At 67.7% G+C, this 14,941-nt stretch carries 16 protein-coding genes; 1 reads left to right on the plus strand and 15 read right to left on the minus strand.

Translation table 11 applies throughout. The features are described from left to right. Positions 1-4: 4 nt before the first annotated feature. The 9 genes from F464_RS0101090 to hemP all read right to left on the minus strand — a co-directional run bounded on the left by F464_RS0101090 (position 5) and on the right by hemP (position 6,691). On the minus strand, positions 5-1,993 hold the full coding sequence (locus F464_RS0101090; RefSeq protein ID WP_018987916.1) for a MacB family efflux pump subunit: 1,989 nt from the start codon (positions 1,991-1,993) through the stop codon (positions 5-7). Next, positions 1,990-3,300 (minus strand): efflux RND transporter periplasmic adaptor subunit, encoded by a 1,311-nt coding sequence (locus F464_RS0101095; protein WP_018987917.1) that lies wholly within the window; start codon positions 3,298-3,300, stop codon positions 1,990-1,992. Before F464_RS0101095 ends, F464_RS0101090 begins: the two co-directional genes overlap by 4 nt. A gap of 259 nt (positions 3,301-3,559) precedes the next feature. After that, positions 3,560-3,976, minus strand: a complete 417-nt coding sequence (locus F464_RS0101100) for an ExbD/TolR family protein (protein WP_018987918.1) — start codon at positions 3,974-3,976, stop codon at positions 3,560-3,562. Beyond that, complete coding sequence (locus F464_RS0101105; RefSeq protein ID WP_018987919.1) at positions 3,976-4,731, minus strand: MotA/TolQ/ExbB proton channel family protein; 756 nt, start codon at positions 4,729-4,731, stop codon at positions 3,976-3,978. The genes F464_RS0101100 and F464_RS0101105 overlap by 1 nt, the downstream gene beginning before the upstream one ends. Positions 4,732-4,733: 2 nt before the next feature. After that, complete coding sequence (locus F464_RS0101110; protein ID WP_228215998.1) at positions 4,734-5,564, minus strand: energy transducer TonB; 831 nt, start codon at positions 5,562-5,564, stop codon at positions 4,734-4,736. A 22-nt stretch (positions 5,565-5,586) separates the two neighbouring features. Beyond that, positions 5,587-5,712: a hypothetical protein gene (locus F464_RS31870; RefSeq protein WP_018987921.1), complete on the minus strand. Its 126-nt coding sequence runs from the start codon at positions 5,710-5,712 to the stop codon at positions 5,587-5,589. A 112-nt stretch (positions 5,713-5,824) separates the two neighbouring features. Continuing rightward, positions 5,825-6,301: a bacterioferritin gene (gene bfr / locus F464_RS0101120; protein WP_018987922.1), complete on the minus strand. Its 477-nt coding sequence runs from the start codon at positions 6,299-6,301 to the stop codon at positions 5,825-5,827. Further along, positions 6,298-6,534, minus strand: a complete 237-nt coding sequence (locus tag F464_RS0101125) for a (2Fe-2S)-binding protein (protein WP_018987923.1) — start codon at positions 6,532-6,534, stop codon at positions 6,298-6,300. The genes bfr and F464_RS0101125 overlap by 4 nt, the downstream gene beginning before the upstream one ends. Positions 6,535-6,577: 43 nt before the next feature. Next, complete coding sequence (gene hemP / locus F464_RS31490) at positions 6,578-6,691, minus strand: hemin uptake protein HemP (RefSeq protein WP_228215997.1); 114 nt, start codon at positions 6,689-6,691, stop codon at positions 6,578-6,580. Positions 6,692-6,946: 255 nt separating this feature from the next. On the opposite strand from hemP, the gene F464_RS0101135 reads away from it, so the two are divergent. Beyond that, positions 6,947-7,654 (plus strand): fumarylacetoacetate hydrolase family protein, encoded by a 708-nt coding sequence (locus F464_RS0101135; protein WP_018987925.1) that lies wholly within the window; start codon positions 6,947-6,949, stop codon positions 7,652-7,654. 49 nt (positions 7,655-7,703) lie between these two features. Here F464_RS0101135 and F464_RS0101140 read toward each other — a convergent pair whose 3' ends face one another. The 6 genes from F464_RS0101140 to F464_RS0101165 form a co-directional block, all read right to left on the minus strand. Continuing rightward, positions 7,704-8,132 carry a hypothetical protein gene (locus F464_RS0101140; protein WP_018987926.1) on the minus strand — a complete coding sequence of 143 codons (429 nt, stop codon included), beginning with the start codon at positions 8,130-8,132 and terminating at the stop codon, positions 7,704-7,706. Positions 8,133-8,136: 4 nt separating this feature from the next. Then, a complete protein-coding gene (locus F464_RS0101145) occupies positions 8,137-9,363 on the minus strand; it encodes a hypothetical protein (protein ID WP_018987927.1) in 1,227 nt (408 codons plus the stop codon). Then, positions 9,360-11,813, minus strand: a complete 2,454-nt coding sequence (locus F464_RS0101150) for an EAL domain-containing protein (RefSeq protein ID WP_018987928.1) — start codon at positions 11,811-11,813, stop codon at positions 9,360-9,362. Before F464_RS0101150 ends, F464_RS0101145 begins: the two co-directional genes overlap by 4 nt. 20 nt (positions 11,814-11,833) lie before the next feature. Next, positions 11,834-13,213: a malonyl-CoA decarboxylase gene (locus F464_RS0101155; protein WP_018987929.1), complete on the minus strand. Its 1,380-nt coding sequence runs from the start codon at positions 13,211-13,213 to the stop codon at positions 11,834-11,836. A 130-nt stretch (positions 13,214-13,343) separates the two neighbouring features. Continuing rightward, entirely contained in the window at positions 13,344-14,144 is an 801-nt protein-coding gene (gene lgt / locus F464_RS0101160) for a prolipoprotein diacylglyceryl transferase (protein WP_018987930.1), read from the minus strand. A gap of 19 nt (positions 14,145-14,163) precedes the next feature. After that, entirely contained in the window at positions 14,164-14,850 is a 687-nt protein-coding gene (locus tag F464_RS0101165; RefSeq protein ID WP_018987931.1) for a YceH family protein, read from the minus strand. Positions 14,851-14,941: the final 91 nt, after the last annotated feature.

Raw genomic sequence — 14,941 nt, forward strand, 5'->3', positions numbered from 1 at the left:
GGGATCACTCCGACGCAAGGGCGACGACCGGGTCGAGGCGGGCGGCCTTGCGCGCGGGCAGGTAACCGAAGATCAGGCCGGTCGCGAAGGCGCAACCGAAGGCGAGCAGCACGGGCGGCAGCGAATAGACGACGGGCTTGTCGAAGGCCTCGATGACGGCCGCGGCGCCCAGGCCGACGGCGACGCCGATCAGGCCCCCCAGCGCGGAAACGACCAGCGCCTCGATCAGGAACTGCTGCAGGATGTTTTTCATGCGCGCCCCGGTCGCCATGCGGATGCCGATCTCGCGCGTGCGCTCGGTGACCGACACCAGCATGATGTTCATGACGCCGATGCCGCCCACCAGCAGCGAGATCGCCGCGACGGTGCCGAGCAGCACCGTCAGCGTGTTCTGCGTCTCCGATGCGCTCTCGATCACCTGCGCCATGTTGCGGATCTGGAAGTCCTCGATGCCGGAGTGGCGCGTCTGCAGCAGCGCGCGCACGGCCTCCTGCGTGTCGTCGATCTGTTCGACGTCCTCCACCGCGACGATGGCGCTGCGCAGGTGGCGCTGGCCGGTCAGGCGCAGGCTGCCGGTCGTGAAGGGGACGAAGATCACGTCGTCCTGGTCCGAGCCCCACGGCGTTGCGCCCATCGGTCCCATCACCCCGACCACCTGGAACACGAGGTTATTCACGAGCACGTACTTGCCGATCGGATCCTCGTCGCCGAACAGGGCCTGCGCGACGGTCTGGCCGATCGCGGCGACGGTTGCATAGCGGCGCTCGTCGGCGGCGCTGAAGAAGGTGCCCCGTGCGACCGGCCAGTCGCGCGCGATCGTGTAGTCGGCGCCGGTCGCCGTCGCCGAGGTGCGGTGGTCGGCGCTGCCGTAGCGCACCGTTATGCCGGTGCTCTGTTCCGGCACCGCGGCGAGCACGTTGGGCAGCTCGATGATGGCCGCCACGTCCTCGCGCACCAGCGTCGCGGTCGTGTCGCGGCCGCGCTGGTTGGGTGCGCCGGGTCGCACCGTGAGGAGGTTCGTGCCCATCGAGCTGATGCGGTCGATGACGTCCTGTTTCGCGCCGTCGCCGATCGCCAGCATCGCGATCACCGCCGCGACGCCGATGACGATGCCCAGCAGCGTGAGCGCCGCGCGGAAGAGGTTCGCCCGCAGCGCCCGCAGCGCCGTGCGGGTCGCCTCGACGAGGTCCGACAGGTGCGAGGTGCGGTCGATGTGCGGGGCGAAGTCCGGCTCGGCGGCCACGGGGGGCCGCGGCCCCGGGTCGGAAACGACGCTGCCGTCGCGGATCTCGATGATGCGCTGCGCCTGGTCGGCGACTTCGCGCTCGTGCGTGATCAGGATGATCGTGTGCCCCGCCGCCGAGAGCTCGCGCAGGAGCTGCATCACCTCGGCGCCGCTCTTGCTGTCGAGCGCGCCGGTCGGTTCGTCGGCAAGGATCACGCGCCCGCCGTTCATCAGCGCGCGGGCGATCGACACGCGCTGCTGCTGGCCGCCGGACAGCTGGCTGGGGCGGTTTTTCGTGCGTTCACCGAGGCCCAGCGCCGTCAGCAATTCGGTCGCGCGCGCATGGCGCTCGGCCGGTGGCATGCCCGAGTAGACTGCCGGCACCTCGACGTTCTCGCGTGCGCTGGCGCCGCCGATCAGGTTGTAGCTCTGGAACACGAAGCCGAACGTCTCGCGCCGCAGGCGCGCGAGCTCGTCACGCTCGAAGGCAGCGACGTCGCGGCCCATGAAGCGGTAGGTGCCGGTGGTCGGGCGGTCGAGGCAGCCGAGGATGTTCATCAGCGTCGACTTGCCCGAACCCGAGCTGCCGACGATGGCGACGAACTCGCCCGGATAGATCGTCAGGTCGATGCCGTGCAGCACTTCGACGGCGAGCTCCCCGCTGCGGAAAGTCTTGGTGATGCCGGACAGCTCGATCAGCGGCTCGCCCGACGGCTGGCGCCGTGGCGAATCCGCGTCCAGTCCGGCGATCAGCGGTTCGGCTTTCATATGCGTGGCGTGCGGCGCGGTGCGCTGCCGTTGCCGCCCTTGTCCGCGGTGGCCATGCCCGACACGATCCGCTCCCCTTCCTCGAGGCCGGACAGCACCTGGGCCTGGATGCGGCTGCGCACGCCGATCTCGACCTGGCGGTCCTGCAGTGGCCCTTCCGCCGGGGCAACCTTGACCGTCACCGTGCGCGGCGCGCCGCCTGCGCCCTTCTTCGGTTCCGCCCCCCGCGGTGCGTCCCCGCCGGGGCTGCCCGCGCCCGGTGCGCCGGAGGGGCGCGCATCCCCGCCCGTCGCCGCAGTCTTTACGCGTTCCGCTCGCCCGCTGCGGCCGGCCGCCAGCGCCGACATCGGCACGAGCAGCGTGTCTTTCGCCGCGGCGACGACGAAGAATACCTGCGCCGTCATCTGCGTCATCAGCGCCTGGTTGGGGTTGGCGACGTCGAACAGCGCATTGAAGAGCACTACGTTGTTCTGCACCACGGGCGTCGGCTCGATCTTGCGCAGCTTGCCTTCCCAGCGCCGTCCTTCGCCGCCGAGGATCGTGAAGTAGGCGTCCATGCCGAGGCGCAGGCGGCTCACGTCCGCTTCCGATACCTGGGTCTGCACCGTCATCGTCGACAGGTCCGCAACCCGCAGGATCACCGGCGCCTGCTGGCTTGCGATCAGCGTCTGGCCCTGGCGCGCGGTGATCGACACGACGGTGCCGGACATCGGCGCGTAGATGCGTGCGTAGTTCAGATTGGCCTCGTCCGCACGCAGGTTCGATTCGGTCTGGTCGATCTGCGCCTTGATCGCCTCGACCTGCGCCTGCGCGGACTGCAGCGCGGCCTCGGCATTCTGCAGGCTCTCGCGCGTGGTGGCGTCCTCGGCCATCAGGTTGCGCTGGCGCTTCACCTGCACCTCGGCGAGCGTCCGGCTCGCCTCGCGGTCCATCAGCTGCGCGCGCAGGTTGCGCAACTGCGCGCGGGTCGCGTCGACGCGGCTCTGCAGCACGACGGGGTCGATCTCGGCGAGCAGCTCGCCCGCCTTGACCTCGGAGCCGACTTCGACGTGGATCTTCTTCAGCTGGCCCGAGACCTGCGCGCCGACATCGACGTAGTCGCGCGGCTGCAACGTGCCGGTGGCCGTGACGACGTCCTCGATGTCCCCGCGCGTCACGGTTGCGAACTGGTAGCGCGCCATCTCGTCGGGCGGCGCGAAATACCTGTTCCATACGAACCATCCGCCGGCTCCCAGCACGCCCAGGGTGACCAGGGCAATCACGGCGCGGCGCAGTCGGCGCGGCTTGGGCGCGGGGGTGGCAGTCATGTATGGGTCAGGCAAGTTGTTGGTTCGAGCATTGAAGTTTCGCCGCAGGGCTGCCGCTTGGCAAATGGATATTCCGCTGCGCTGGCGCGGGGCCGTGTACGCATGGAGATCACAGCGCGAAGGATAGCGAATGCCCGCTTGTGCTTTGTATCGTATTGCAGCGCGGGGTTCCCCGCGGCACAGGCGGCTGCGGGCGGCGGGAGCTTGCCGGGAAGGCGGGGGGGATGAAACGCAGCGGGGGCCGTCAGGCCCCCGTCGGTCAGTGCGCGGGAACGGTGATGAAGCCCATCTTCTGGATGCCTGCGGCGCGCGCCGCCGACATGATCTCGGCGAGCTTCTGGTAGCGCGTCTCGCGATCGGCGCGCAGGTGCAGCTCGGGCTGCACCGGCTGGGCCGCCGCCGCGGCGAGCCGCGCGCCCAGCTCCTCGTCGCCGATCTTCTGGTCGTTCCAGTACAGCATGCCCGCCCCGTCGAGCGCCAGCGTCACGTTGTCGGGCTTCTCGTTGCTCGCCTGGCTCGCCGCCGTCGGCAGGTCGATCTTGACCGAGTGCGTGAGCAACGGCGCGGTGATCATGAACACGATCAACAGCACCAGCATCACGTCGATGAGGGGGACCATGTTGATCTCGCTCATCGGGGCCGAGCCGCCCTGCTCGTTGAAGCTGCCGAAGGCCATCACGCAGCTCCCGCGAGCTTGGCCGACGCACCGGGGGCGACAGCACGCGGCGACTGCTCGGCGGGCGCACTCGCAAGGCGCGTCCCGGTGGTGAACCAAGCGTGCAGGTCGTGCGCGAAGGCGTCCAGTTCGGAAAGCTCCAGCCGGTTCGCCCGCGTGAAGGTGTTGTATGCGAGCACGGCCGGAATCGCGACGAACAGGCCGAAGGCCGTCATGATCAGCGCCTCGCCCACCGGTCCGGCGACCTTGTCGATCGTCGCCGCGCCCGAAGTGCTGATGCCGATCAGCGCGTGGTAGATGCCCCACACCGTGCCGAACAGGCCGACAAAGGGCGCGGTCGAGCCGATCGAGGCGAGCACCGTGAGCCCCGACTCGAGCTGCGCGGTCGACAGGGCGATCGACTTGCGCAGCGCGCGCGTGACGAACTCGTCCGCGTCCAGCTTGCCGCCCAGCGTGTCCGCGGCGGTGTGGCGGCGCAGGTGCTCGGCCGCAGCCGCGCCCTGGCGCGCGAGCGCCTCGAAGGGCGAATCGGGCGCGACCTGCGACACCCGGCGCAGGCCCTCGTCGAGATTGGCGGCGCTCCAGAAGCCCTCGATCGCGCTGTCGAAGCGGCGCGCGCGCAACTGGCGCGTCGTGCGCACCGCAATCAGATACCAGCTCGCGACCGACATCACCACGAGGGTGAAGGCGACGAGTTTGATGACGATATCCGACTGGGCCCAGAGGTGGGACAGTCCGAAAGTGTCGGTCAGCATGTTCAGTTTCCTTCGAGTTTGAATACGATGGGGACGATGACTGCGGCGGCGACGGGCTGCCCGCCCTGTTTCGCCGGCACGAAGCGCCAGCGCTGCACCGCGTCGCGGGCCGCGGCGTCGAGGCGCGCGAAGCCCGAACTCTCTGCCAGATCGACTCGCGCGGGCAAGCCCTCTGCGCTGACCTGCACGCGCAGCATCACCTTGCCCTCCTCGCGCATGCGGCGCGACAGGGGCGGATAGGCGGGCGCGGGGTTGTTCAGGTAGGCCGCGTCGAAACGGGCAGCGACCACGGCGGGCGGCGCCTCGGGCGCGGGGCGAGCGGGCGCGGGCGGTGCCGGAGGCGTTGGTGCGACGGCCTCGCGCACCGGTTCCGGCGCCGCTTGCGGCGGAGGCGTTTCGGGGCGGATCGCGGTCGGCGCTTCGGTCACCGTCTTCGGTGCCGCTTTCGGGGGGAGTGCCTGCGGGCGCGGGCGCGGGGTCGGTTTCGGCGGCGGCTCTACGACGGGTTTCGGAGGTGTCGGGGCGACGGTCGGCAGCGGTACCGGCAGTTCTATCAGGGCCACCGAAATCGGTGTTTCCGGCACGGCGACGGGGCGCTGTGCGAAACGTGCCAGCCCGGCGAGCGCCGCGATGTGTGCGACCGTTACCAGCGCGAGGGCCGCGGCGCGCTCGCCGCGCGGGGTGCGGCGACGCAGGCGGGGCGGTTGCTCGGGTAGCATGCCTTCGTCGGGCGGGGCGAAGCTCAGCGACCGGCGGCCGGCTGCGCTGCGTGGCGGCGTAAAGGAAGCCGAAGGCAGGGCGGAAGCCGAAGGCAGGGCATGGGAGTGCGACATCGCGCGGAACCGGGCGCTGCGTTCAGCGGAGCAGTTGATCGAAGATCAGCGCCGCGAACGCCGCGTACAGCGCGAGGCGGTGTGCGGCAAAGGCCGGGCCTTGCCGCAACGAGGAATCGTTCAATTCGCCCAAGCGTCGGGTATGCATGCTTGCCAGTTCTCCGTTAGATCATTGGTGCTGGCTCGTTCTGCGGGAGAACTGGCTTGCGGTGTTTGCTTGCGCCGGCGCTACCGGGCCCGGCGCGACGGATGGACGCGCGTCAGCTCGCGCTGCCCATCTGCGACTGCAGGTAATTCTGCAGTCCGACCTTGTCGATCAGCTCGAGTTGCGTTTCCAGGTAGTCGATGTGCTCCTCGGTATCTTCGAGGATCTCCTCGAAGATCTCGCGCGACACGTAGTCCTTACAGGACTCGCAGTACGCGATCGCCTCGATCAGCTCCGTGCGTCCGCCCTGTTCGAGCTTGAGGTCGCCCTGGATGCATTCGGGAACGTTTTCGCCGATCAGCAGCTTGTTGAGGTTCTGCAGGTTGGGCAGTCCCTCGAGGAACAGCACGCGCTCGATCAGCTTGTCGGCGTGCTTCATCTCCTCGATCGACTCTTCGTACTCGTGATGGCCGAGTTTCCCGAGGCCCCAGTTCTTGTACATGCGCGCATGCAGGAAGTACTGGTTGATGGCGGTGAGTTCGATGGTCAGCTGCTTGTTGAGGTATTGAATGACTTTCTTATCGCCTTTCATACGGCCTCCACGGCAAGGGAATACGAGGGCGCGAATGTGGCCATCGCCTGTTTCGCTGTCGTCGTCTGATCCGCCATCGCCGCGCGCAGGCAGTCGCGTGCGCAGCTTGCGCAGCGGCCGCACTCACCTGCAACACCCAGTCGGGTCCGCAGTTCGCGCAGGGTCGACACGCCGTCGCTGACTGCCTCGTCGATGTGGCGTTCGGTCACGGCGTTGCAGATACAGACATACATAGTCTAGCCTCGTTGTTCCGTTTGTCGTGGTGGTCTGAACGGATTACTTCGTCAGGATCAGCTTTCCGGCCCGCGTTGCGCGCAACACGTAGCGGGTGCCGTCATGGTCGATCGTCACGCAGGTCTGGCCCAGCAGCAGCCGTTCGCTGGGAATCACGGTGCTTGCCGGATCGCCGGCAGCGCGGGCGTACGACGCGGCTTCCGCCGAGCGGGGAGGGAGGCAGTGCGGAGTGTCCTGAGCCGGCATGATTTGAGCGATAAAGCAAATAGGAACGATTCGCATTACAACATCAGGCGCTTGCCCGGTCAACTCCCCTGTGTTCTGATCGCCACCCGTCATGTCCCGCCAGCCAGGGCCCTCCGTGTTCCGTCCCGGGGCGGAAGCCCGTGGTGGATTCCGGAGAAACGAGAGATGTCCGAAGCCTATGTGATCGAACCCGGCCCGCGTCCCGCCGTACCCGTTGCGGGGGGCGGCTTGTTCCCCGTGCGTCGCATCTACTGCATCGCGCGCAATTACGCGGCGCATGCGCGTGAAATGGGCGGCGATCCGAGCCGCGAGGCGCCCTTCTTCTTCACCAAGCCGGCCGATGCCGTGCTGCCCGTGTCCGCGGGAAATTGCGGCGAGTTTCCCTACCCGCCGGCAAGCAAGGACGTGCACCACGAGATCGAGCTCGTCGTCGCGCTGGGGGCCGGCGGCAGCAATCTCACGCCCGAGGCCGCGCGTGCCTGCATCTGGGGCTATGCCGTGGGGCTGGACATGACGCGCCGCGACCTGCAGGCCGAAGCGAAGGCCCACGGCCGGCCATGGGACAGCGGCAAGGTCTTCGACTGCGCCGCGCCGATCTCGCAGATCGTCCCCGCTGCGGGGCAGGTCCTCGAGGCGGGTGATATCCGCCTCGACATCAACGGCGAGACGCGCCAGCGTGGCGACATCTCCGACATGATCTGGACGATCCCCGAAATCATCGCCTTCTTCTCACGTTATTACCGGCTGGAGGCGGGCGACCTGATCTTCACGGGGACGCCGGAGGGCGTTGGTCCGGTCGTCGTTGGCGACCGCTTGCGTGGCGTCGTCGCCGGTGTCGGCGAACTGGCGCTTCAGGTCGTCGCGCCACGCTGAGATCCCCGGGCTACCCGGGTCCGTCGCGGGTTCAGGGCGGGAGTGCGCGTCAGGGCAGGCGCAACAGCACCTTCACGCGCCCGTCCGCCTCGGCGGCGGGCATGTAGCCGATGAGGTTGGGTTGCGCCGCGAGCCATTGACGCAGCTCGGCCACGCTGTCGGCTTGCTGGGGCGGCAGCGCGCGCCCGGTGAACACCATCCGTGACCAATAGGCGCGGATCTGGCTGTAGTTTTTGCGCGTCAGCTGCTGGTAGAAGTGATCGCGGATCGAACCCGGAGGCAGGTCCGCCAGGGTCACGACGCTGCCGTCGGGTAGCGTGTGTGCGCGGCCGAGGTAGAACTGTTCCGCCTGTTCGAGCGCAAGTTCCGGCAGGGGGCTGTGGGCGCCCGCGACGATGACGATCTGCGCGAACACGCAGGGCGGTGCCAGCAGCGAGAAGGCGAGGAAACAGATGCGAACGATGCGGATCACCGGCATCCCCTCAGAAGCTCACGTCAACCGACAGGCTGAATGTGTTCAGCGTGCGGCCGCCGATGCGCGTCGTCTGCGCATCGAAGCGCGGCGCATATGAACCCCAGGAGTCGGCGTCGGGCCTCGCCTGCGTGACTTCGGCCTTCACTGCAGCGAAGGCGGCGAGCTCCCAGCGGGCGCCGAGGGTGATGCTGCGCTGGGCGTTGTTACGCGATACCAGAAACAGGTTCCACAGCGCCGCAAGTCGCCCGGGCGGCAGCGTGGCCTCGGCAAACTGGTCGTCCAGCGTCTGGCGGGCCACCACCATGTACGGCATCACCGGGCCGAAGCGCCGGCCCAGGCTCAGGTACCAGCCGTGCGCGCTTGCCGCATAGCGGTTGGTCTTGCGCCGCGCGTACTCGCCGATGAGCTGCCAGCTGCCGTCGTCCCATTGCACGCCGACCGAATCGAAGCTCGTGCGGCCCTGCGTGCCCGACAGGTCGGAGATCACCTCGCCCTGGCCGGTCCGCTGCAGGATGTTCGAGACCGCGAGGAACAGCGTGTCGCCGCGCTCGAGCGTGAACCTGCCTTCGCCGTGGCCCAAGTGTAGCGAGAAATCGCCGCGGCTCAGCCCGAGGTTCAGGCCGAGGGCCTCTTTCAGGCGCGCCCTGCCTTGGGGAAACGGAATGCGGCCGCCGCCGTAATAGGGATGGACCTCGATGTCGAAAGCGCCCAGGCGCGCGTTGTAGATGAAGTCCAGGCCGTCGAGGTCGTTGAACGGATTGAGTCCGTAGACTTCCACCGGCGGTCGCACCCACGGATTCGCGTAATTCACATAGAGCGAATCCGACAGCATGAAGAAGGGCACGCGAACGCGCCCGACGCGCACCGACAGGCCCGGAGCGAGCGTCTGCCGGAAGAAGGCGAGCGTGAGTTGCGGATCCTGGCTCGCGTCACCGTCCTCGCGCACCAGTCCTTGCAGCGTGATGTCGTTGTAGGGCGTGAGGCGCAGGCTGCCCTGTATGCCTACGAGACTGTCCGGACTGAAGTCCGGATCCTTCTTGCCCGGGTAATTGACGCCGTAGCGCATGAACCAGACGTCCTTGTTGTCCGTGGTCACGGCGCCGAGCGTGCCGAAGCCGGACAGCTCGAACCGCGGCGGGTAGGCCGGCGCGTCCGCTTCGGCATGTGCGGGTGCGACGGCGACCGCGAGGAGCATCATCGCGACGCTGCGGCGGAGCAGCCTCATCAAGCTCATGCACTGGCCTCCTGGGCCAACTGTTGGCCGAACAGCAATTGTTCGACGGCGTCTTCATCGAGCGGGCGCGCGAACAGGTAGCCCTGGCCGTAATCGCATTCCATCCCGAGCAGCAGTTCGGCCTGACGCGTCGTTTCGATGCACTCCGCGACCACGCGCATGCCGAGGTCGTGGGCGAGTTTTATGCTCCATGCGACGATCGCACGCAGGCGCTCGTCGTGTTCCAGCGAACGCACGAAGGATCCATCGAGCTTCACCAGGTCGCAGGGAATCGTGTGCAGGTAGCTCAGCGCCGAGTAGCCCGTACCGAAGTCGTCGATCAACACCGACATGCCTGCCGTGCGCAGCTTCTGCAGTATCTCGGCGGCGGGCCCTTCCGGCTCGGCGAGTACGCTTTCGGTGACCTCGAAGCGCAGCATTTCCCGCGGCAGTCCGTGGCGGTCCACCTCGGCGATGATCTCGCCGGCCAGGTCCGGGCGCGCGAACTGCGTCGCCGAGAGATTGACGCTGACCCTGGGTAATGCGGCGTCGCTGCATGCGCGCTCTCGCCACTGGGCGATGCGCTCGCAGGCGCGCGTCAACACCAGCATGTCGAGTTCATGGATGAGCCCCAGCGTTTCGGCCAGCGGCACGAAGAGATTCGGTGGCAGCATGCCGCGGCTGGGGTGGCGCCAGCGCACCAGGGCCTCGAAGCTCGCGATCGAGCCACTGTCGAGCGCGACGATGGGCTGGAAATGTACGCTGAGCTCGTTGCGTGTCAGCGCGTCGCGCAGGTCGCCCTCGAGTTGCAGGCTTTCGAGCGCCTGCGCGTGCATGGAGGCATGGAAGATCGCCACCGAGTCTCCGCCGCGCTGGCGGGTGCGCTGCAAGGCGTTGTCCGCGTCGCGCAACATCGTGTCGCCGCTTTCGCTGTCCTGGTAGTCGCTGCTCAGCGCCATGCCGATGCGGAACTTCGGATACAGGATCTGGCCCGCGACACTGGTCGGCTTGGACAGGCGCTCGCGCAGCGCTTCGGCAAGGCGCAGGGCCTCGGCGGGATTCTCGATGCGGTTGAGCAGCAGCGCGAACTGGTCGCCGCCGACTCGTGCCGCGATGTCGCCGTAGCGCAGCGTTTCCTGGAGCGTGCGCGCAACCTGGCGCAGCAGCGCATCGCCCGCCTCGTGACCGAAGCTGTCATTCACCAGCCGGAAACGCTGCAGGTTGATCGCCAGCACCGCGAAGTCCTGCCCGCCCACACGGCGCTGCTGCCCGAGGGCGCTGCGCACGTGTTCGAGGAACAGGGCGCGGTTCGGCAGCCCGCTCAGGCCGTCGTGCAGGGCGTCGTACTGCAGGCGGACCTGTGCCAGCTTGTGATCGTGCACGTCGCTGATCGATCCGGCCATGCGCACCGCGCGGTCGTCGCCGCCGCGCACGGCGACTCCTCGCGTCATGACCCAGCGGTGGCTGCCGTCCTGTTGGCGCGCACGGTATTCGCACTTGAACTGGGTACTGAAGCCCTTCAGGTGCTCGATCATCTTCGCCCGGTAGCCCGGCGCATCGTCGGGATGGATGCCGGCGAGGACCTCGTCGGGGCTGTGGTAAAGGCGCCCGGCCGTCAGGCCCGCGATCTCGCAGTAACGCGGCGAACAGTAGACCTGCCCCTCGGTGATGTTCCAGTCCCACAGTCCGTCGTGCGCACCATGGATCGCCAGCTCGTAGCGCTGTTCGCTCGCCTTCAGGCGCTCGGCCGAGTCCTGCAGCTCGCCGATGCGGTCCTGCAGGTTCGCAGCCATCACGTTGAAACGCCGTGCCAGGCGGGCGAGTTCGTCGTGGCCGTTTTCGGGCAGGCGGTGATCCAGCTTGCCCGCCGCAATCGCCTCGCTGCCCGCGAGCAGGCGGCTCAGGTTGCGCGTCAGCAGGTAGCCGATGCCCGAAAGCAGGCCGAAGGTCAGCAGGAGCTCCGCCAGAGCAATGGCCGCGCCCTGTTCGGTGATCGCCTTGCGCGCCGCCGCTAGGACCGACACGGATACGCCGAACTGCAGGAACCCGACTTCGTTGCGTTCGAGCAACAGCGGCCGGCGCACGTGCACGACCCCTCCGCCGGTGCCGCCCCGCGCGTTGCCTTGGTCTACGTCGGGCAATGCCTGCGTGTCGGGCAACCCGGCATTGACGAGCACGCGCCGGTCCGGCGCGACGATGCGCACATAGATGAGGCCTTCGTCGGCTTCGCTCAGTAGTTCGCCGAGCACGTCCTGCAGGGCGTCGAACTCGCCCATGTCGCCGTACGCGACCGCCATCGCATGCAGCATCGTGGCGTTCTGGTTGACGAGCGTGTTGAGGCTCGCGTTCGTCGCCTGGTTCATCAGGCGGACGCTGTTCGCGAGCAGCAGCGTCAACAGCACGACCTGCACCACGGTGCTGGCGAGCAGCAGTCGCATGCGGATCGAGCTGAGACGGAGCGAGAGCTTCACGATCGGAGCGGTTCCTGTGCTTATCGTCGGGTCAGGCGCCTGACCCCTGTGGCGGCGTCGATGTGGCCCGTGTCCACGAAGGACTCGACGTTGGCGACGATGCGGTCAGGATCGTACAGATAATTGACCATGACGCCCCACGACTGGTCGAGCCCCTTCACGGAGGTGTCCGCGAGCCAGTTGAGCCGCTCGACGCGGGCGCCGTTGCCGAGATGGAAGCGCGCGACCGAATCCAGCGGCAGCTTGTCGCGCTTGGCTTCGAGGAGGTAGGTGGCGGCGGCCTTGAGCAACGGATCGCGCAGCGCGCGGGTGAGTTTCGCGTCGTCGGCCCACCCGGGGTTGCCGGCAAACACCTGGGCGAGGAGGGGGGATTCAGGCCCTTCGATGCCGGCGGCTGCGAGGCGTTTCCAGTCCTCTTCGCCGAACGCGGCCACGATCTCCTTGCGATTCTTCGTCGCCCACTTCACGAGGCCGGGGATCGGCGACAGCGTCGCAAAGGTCTTCAGGCGGGGGAAATCGCGCTGCAGGTCGTCGACGACGCGCTTGAGCAGGAAATTGCCGAAGGAAACTCCCCGCAGCCCGTCCTGTGTGGCGCTGATCGAATAGAAGATCGCCGTGTCGGCACGCTCGGTGTCGGCTGCCGGCGCGTTCTCGTCGAGCAGCTTCTGGACGTTGTCGGCGAGGGCGTCGAGCAGCGCGATCTCGACGAAGATGAGCGGTTCCTGCGGCATGCGCGGATGGAAGAACGCATAGCAGCGGCGGTCCGAGCCGAGCCGGTTCTTCAGATCCTTCCACGAGCGGATCTCGTGCACCGCCTCGTACTGGACGATCTTCTCCAGCAGCGCCGCGGGCGAGTTCCACGTCACCCGCGCAAGCTCGAGGAAGCCGACATCGAACCACGCCGTGAGGCGCGCCTCGAGTTCGCGGTCGAGCGACTTCAGTTCCTTGTCGTCGTCGAGGAAGCGCAGCAGGTCGGCGCGCAGGTCCACCAGGAACTTCACCCCCTGGGGAATCGCGTTGAACTGGGTCAGGATGCGGATGCGCGACGAGCGCATCGCCGCGCGCAGCTGCGCCTCCGCATCCCACTGCTTCGGCGTGCCGACGGCTGCCTGATAAGCCTCGTGCGCCTTGGCGATGCGTGCCGGCTCAGGGCCGAACTCCAGTGCGATGATGCGCAGGAAGGCATGGCGGCCGGCGTCGTCGAGCTTCAGGTAGGTGTCGGCAAGGCGGGCCGCGCGGACGCGCGTCGACACCTCGCCGCCGCGGTTTTCCGCGCATTCGTGCAGCAGCCGCCGAATCCGGCCCAGCTGCTTCTCGGTCGGTTCGCCGTTGCGGGCGGCAGCGCCGGCGACGATTTCGCGGACTTTCGAAAGACTGCGCGATACCAATCCGGGTGCCATCTGCACTCTCCTTTGCGTCATCGTGCCAGAAATGTACATGTCATCGTGCGAACTTTCGCACGGAGCTTTCATGCTGCTCATGTCATCCGGTCATTCTGTTGCACCCGGCTGCGCCGGTGCTGTCGATTCCTCAGCGGGCGCCCGCCCCTTTGCCATGACTCGCCGCGAGCAACCACACCCCGGCGACCAACATCGGCACGCACAGCCACTGTGCCGTCGACAGCCCCATCGAGAGAATGCCGAAAATCCCCGGGTCCGGGGTGCGGAAGAATTCCGCCGTGAAGCGCAGAATTGCGTATCCGACCAGGAACATCGCCGACACAGCCCTCGCAGGGCGCGGACTTGCCGCATACAGCCACAGCAGCACGAACAGCAGCAGGCCCTCGCCGGCGGCCTGGTACAGCTGCGAAGGATGGCGCGGCAGATTGTCGACCCACGGATAGATCATCGCCCAGGGCAGGTCGCCGTCCACCGGCCGGCCCCACAGCTCGCCATTGATGAAGTTGCCGATGCGCCCCGCGGCGAGGCCGGTCGGCACGAGCGGCGCAATGAAATCCGTGACGTTCCAGAACCCTTTGCCCGTGCGTCGGCCGTACAGCCACATCGCGACCAGCACGCCGAGGAAGCCGCCGTGAAAGCTCATGCCCCCTTTCCACACGGCGAGGATCTCGGCCGGACGGGCCAGATAGTAAGCCGGCTGGAAGAACAGCACTTCGCCCAGCCGCCCGCCGATCACGACGCCCAGCATTCCGTACATCAGCAGGTCATCGATCTGCTGCGGCGTCCATCCCGTTTCGGGACGGCGGCGCGCATGAATGCGCCCGAGCACCATGAACAGCACGAACGCGACGAGATACATCAAGCCGTACCAGCGCACCGACAGCGGGCCGAGCGACAGTGCGACGGGATCGAACTGCGGATGGATCAGCATGGTCGACACGCCCTCCGCTTCAGTCGAACTGGGCGCGGAAGGTGTCGAATTCGCTGCGCAGGCGGTCGAGTTCCTCGCGCAGGCAGCGCACCTCTTCTTCCAGTTCGCTCGTGCGTCCGCGTGCCACGCCTCCGGCGGGTGCGCCAGCCAGCGATTCGCCCATCGCCTCGAAGGCCGCCGTTCCGCCCAGCAGGTGCGCGTAGCGCGTCTCCTTCGTGCCCGGTGCGCGCGGCAGGGCGTCGGCCATGGGCGGGTATTTTTCCGCGAGGTGCTCCAGCACCGCCTCGACCGCGCCGATGTCGTCGAAGCGGTGCATGCGTTCCGCGCGCTGGCGGATTTCACCTGCCGTCTGCGCCCCCCGCAGCAGCAGCACCGCGAGGACGGCCTGTTCGGCAGGCGGCAGCGAGTGGCGCAGGCGCACGAGGTGCTCGTACTTCGACACGCGTCCGCTCGCCTGATCGCGCCGCGACACCAGCTTGCGCGTCATGAGGCTGTCGACCGCGGCCTGGACTTCGCCGTCCGACAGGCTCATCACGGGCTCGCGCCCCGTAAGCTGGTTGCAGCCGGTGACGATGCCGTTCAGGGACAAGGGATAGGCGTCCGGCGTCACGAAGGCTTTTTCGATCAGCACGCCTAGCACGCGGATTTCTATCGGATCGAGGTCGAAACCCTCGGTGGCGGAGTCGGAGGCGCTTTGCTCGGTCATGGTTATCGTGGGTGTCGGGGCAGGGGCTTGGGTGGGCAATGATAGCCGAGCGCCGTTTCCCTTCGGTTAGAATTCCAAGACTTGATTCCGC

The organism is Aromatoleum toluclasticum ATCC 700605 (assembly GCF_000378245.1).
GTDB classification, from domain to species: Bacteria; Pseudomonadota; Gammaproteobacteria; order Burkholderiales; family Rhodocyclaceae; genus Aromatoleum; species Aromatoleum toluclasticum.

Bases quoted from the DNA above. Each gene is read 5' to 3' on its own strand.
- F464_RS0101090 (WP_018987916.1), bottom strand. From the start codon at position 1,993: ATGAAAGCCGAACCGCTGATCGCCGGACTGGACGCGGATTCGCCACGG.
- F464_RS0101095 (WP_018987917.1), bottom strand. From the start codon at position 3,300: ATGACTGCCACCCCCGCGCCCAAGCCGCGCCGACTGCGCCGCGCCGTG.
- F464_RS0101100 (WP_018987918.1), bottom strand. From the start codon at position 3,976: ATGGCCTTCGGCAGCTTCAACGAGCAGGGCGGCTCGGCCCCGATGAGC.
- F464_RS0101105 (WP_018987919.1), bottom strand. From the start codon at position 4,731: ATGCTGACCGACACTTTCGGACTGTCCCACCTCTGGGCCCAGTCGGAT.
- F464_RS0101110 (WP_228215998.1), bottom strand. From the start codon at position 5,564: ATGTCGCACTCCCATGCCCTGCCTTCGGCTTCCGCCCTGCCTTCGGCT.
- F464_RS31870 (WP_018987921.1), bottom strand. From the start codon at position 5,712: ATGCATACCCGACGCTTGGGCGAATTGAACGATTCCTCGTTGCGGCAA.
- bfr (WP_018987922.1), bottom strand. From the start codon at position 6,301: ATGAAAGGCGATAAGAAAGTCATTCAATACCTCAACAAGCAGCTGACC.
- F464_RS0101125 (WP_018987923.1), bottom strand. From the start codon at position 6,534: ATGTATGTCTGTATCTGCAACGCCGTGACCGAACGCCACATCGACGAG.
- F464_RS0101135 (WP_018987925.1), top strand. From the start codon at position 6,947: ATGTCCGAAGCCTATGTGATCGAACCCGGCCCGCGTCCCGCCGTACCC.
- F464_RS0101140 (WP_018987926.1), bottom strand. From the start codon at position 8,132: ATGCCGGTGATCCGCATCGTTCGCATCTGTTTCCTCGCCTTCTCGCTG.
- F464_RS0101145 (WP_018987927.1), bottom strand. From the start codon at position 9,363: ATGAGCTTGATGAGGCTGCTCCGCCGCAGCGTCGCGATGATGCTCCTC.
- F464_RS0101155 (WP_018987929.1), bottom strand. From the start codon at position 13,213: ATGGCACCCGGATTGGTATCGCGCAGTCTTTCGAAAGTCCGCGAAATC.
- lgt (WP_018987930.1), bottom strand. From the start codon at position 14,144: ATGCTGATCCATCCGCAGTTCGATCCCGTCGCACTGTCGCTCGGCCCG.
- F464_RS0101165 (WP_018987931.1), bottom strand. From the start codon at position 14,850: ATGACCGAGCAAAGCGCCTCCGACTCCGCCACCGAGGGTTTCGACCTC.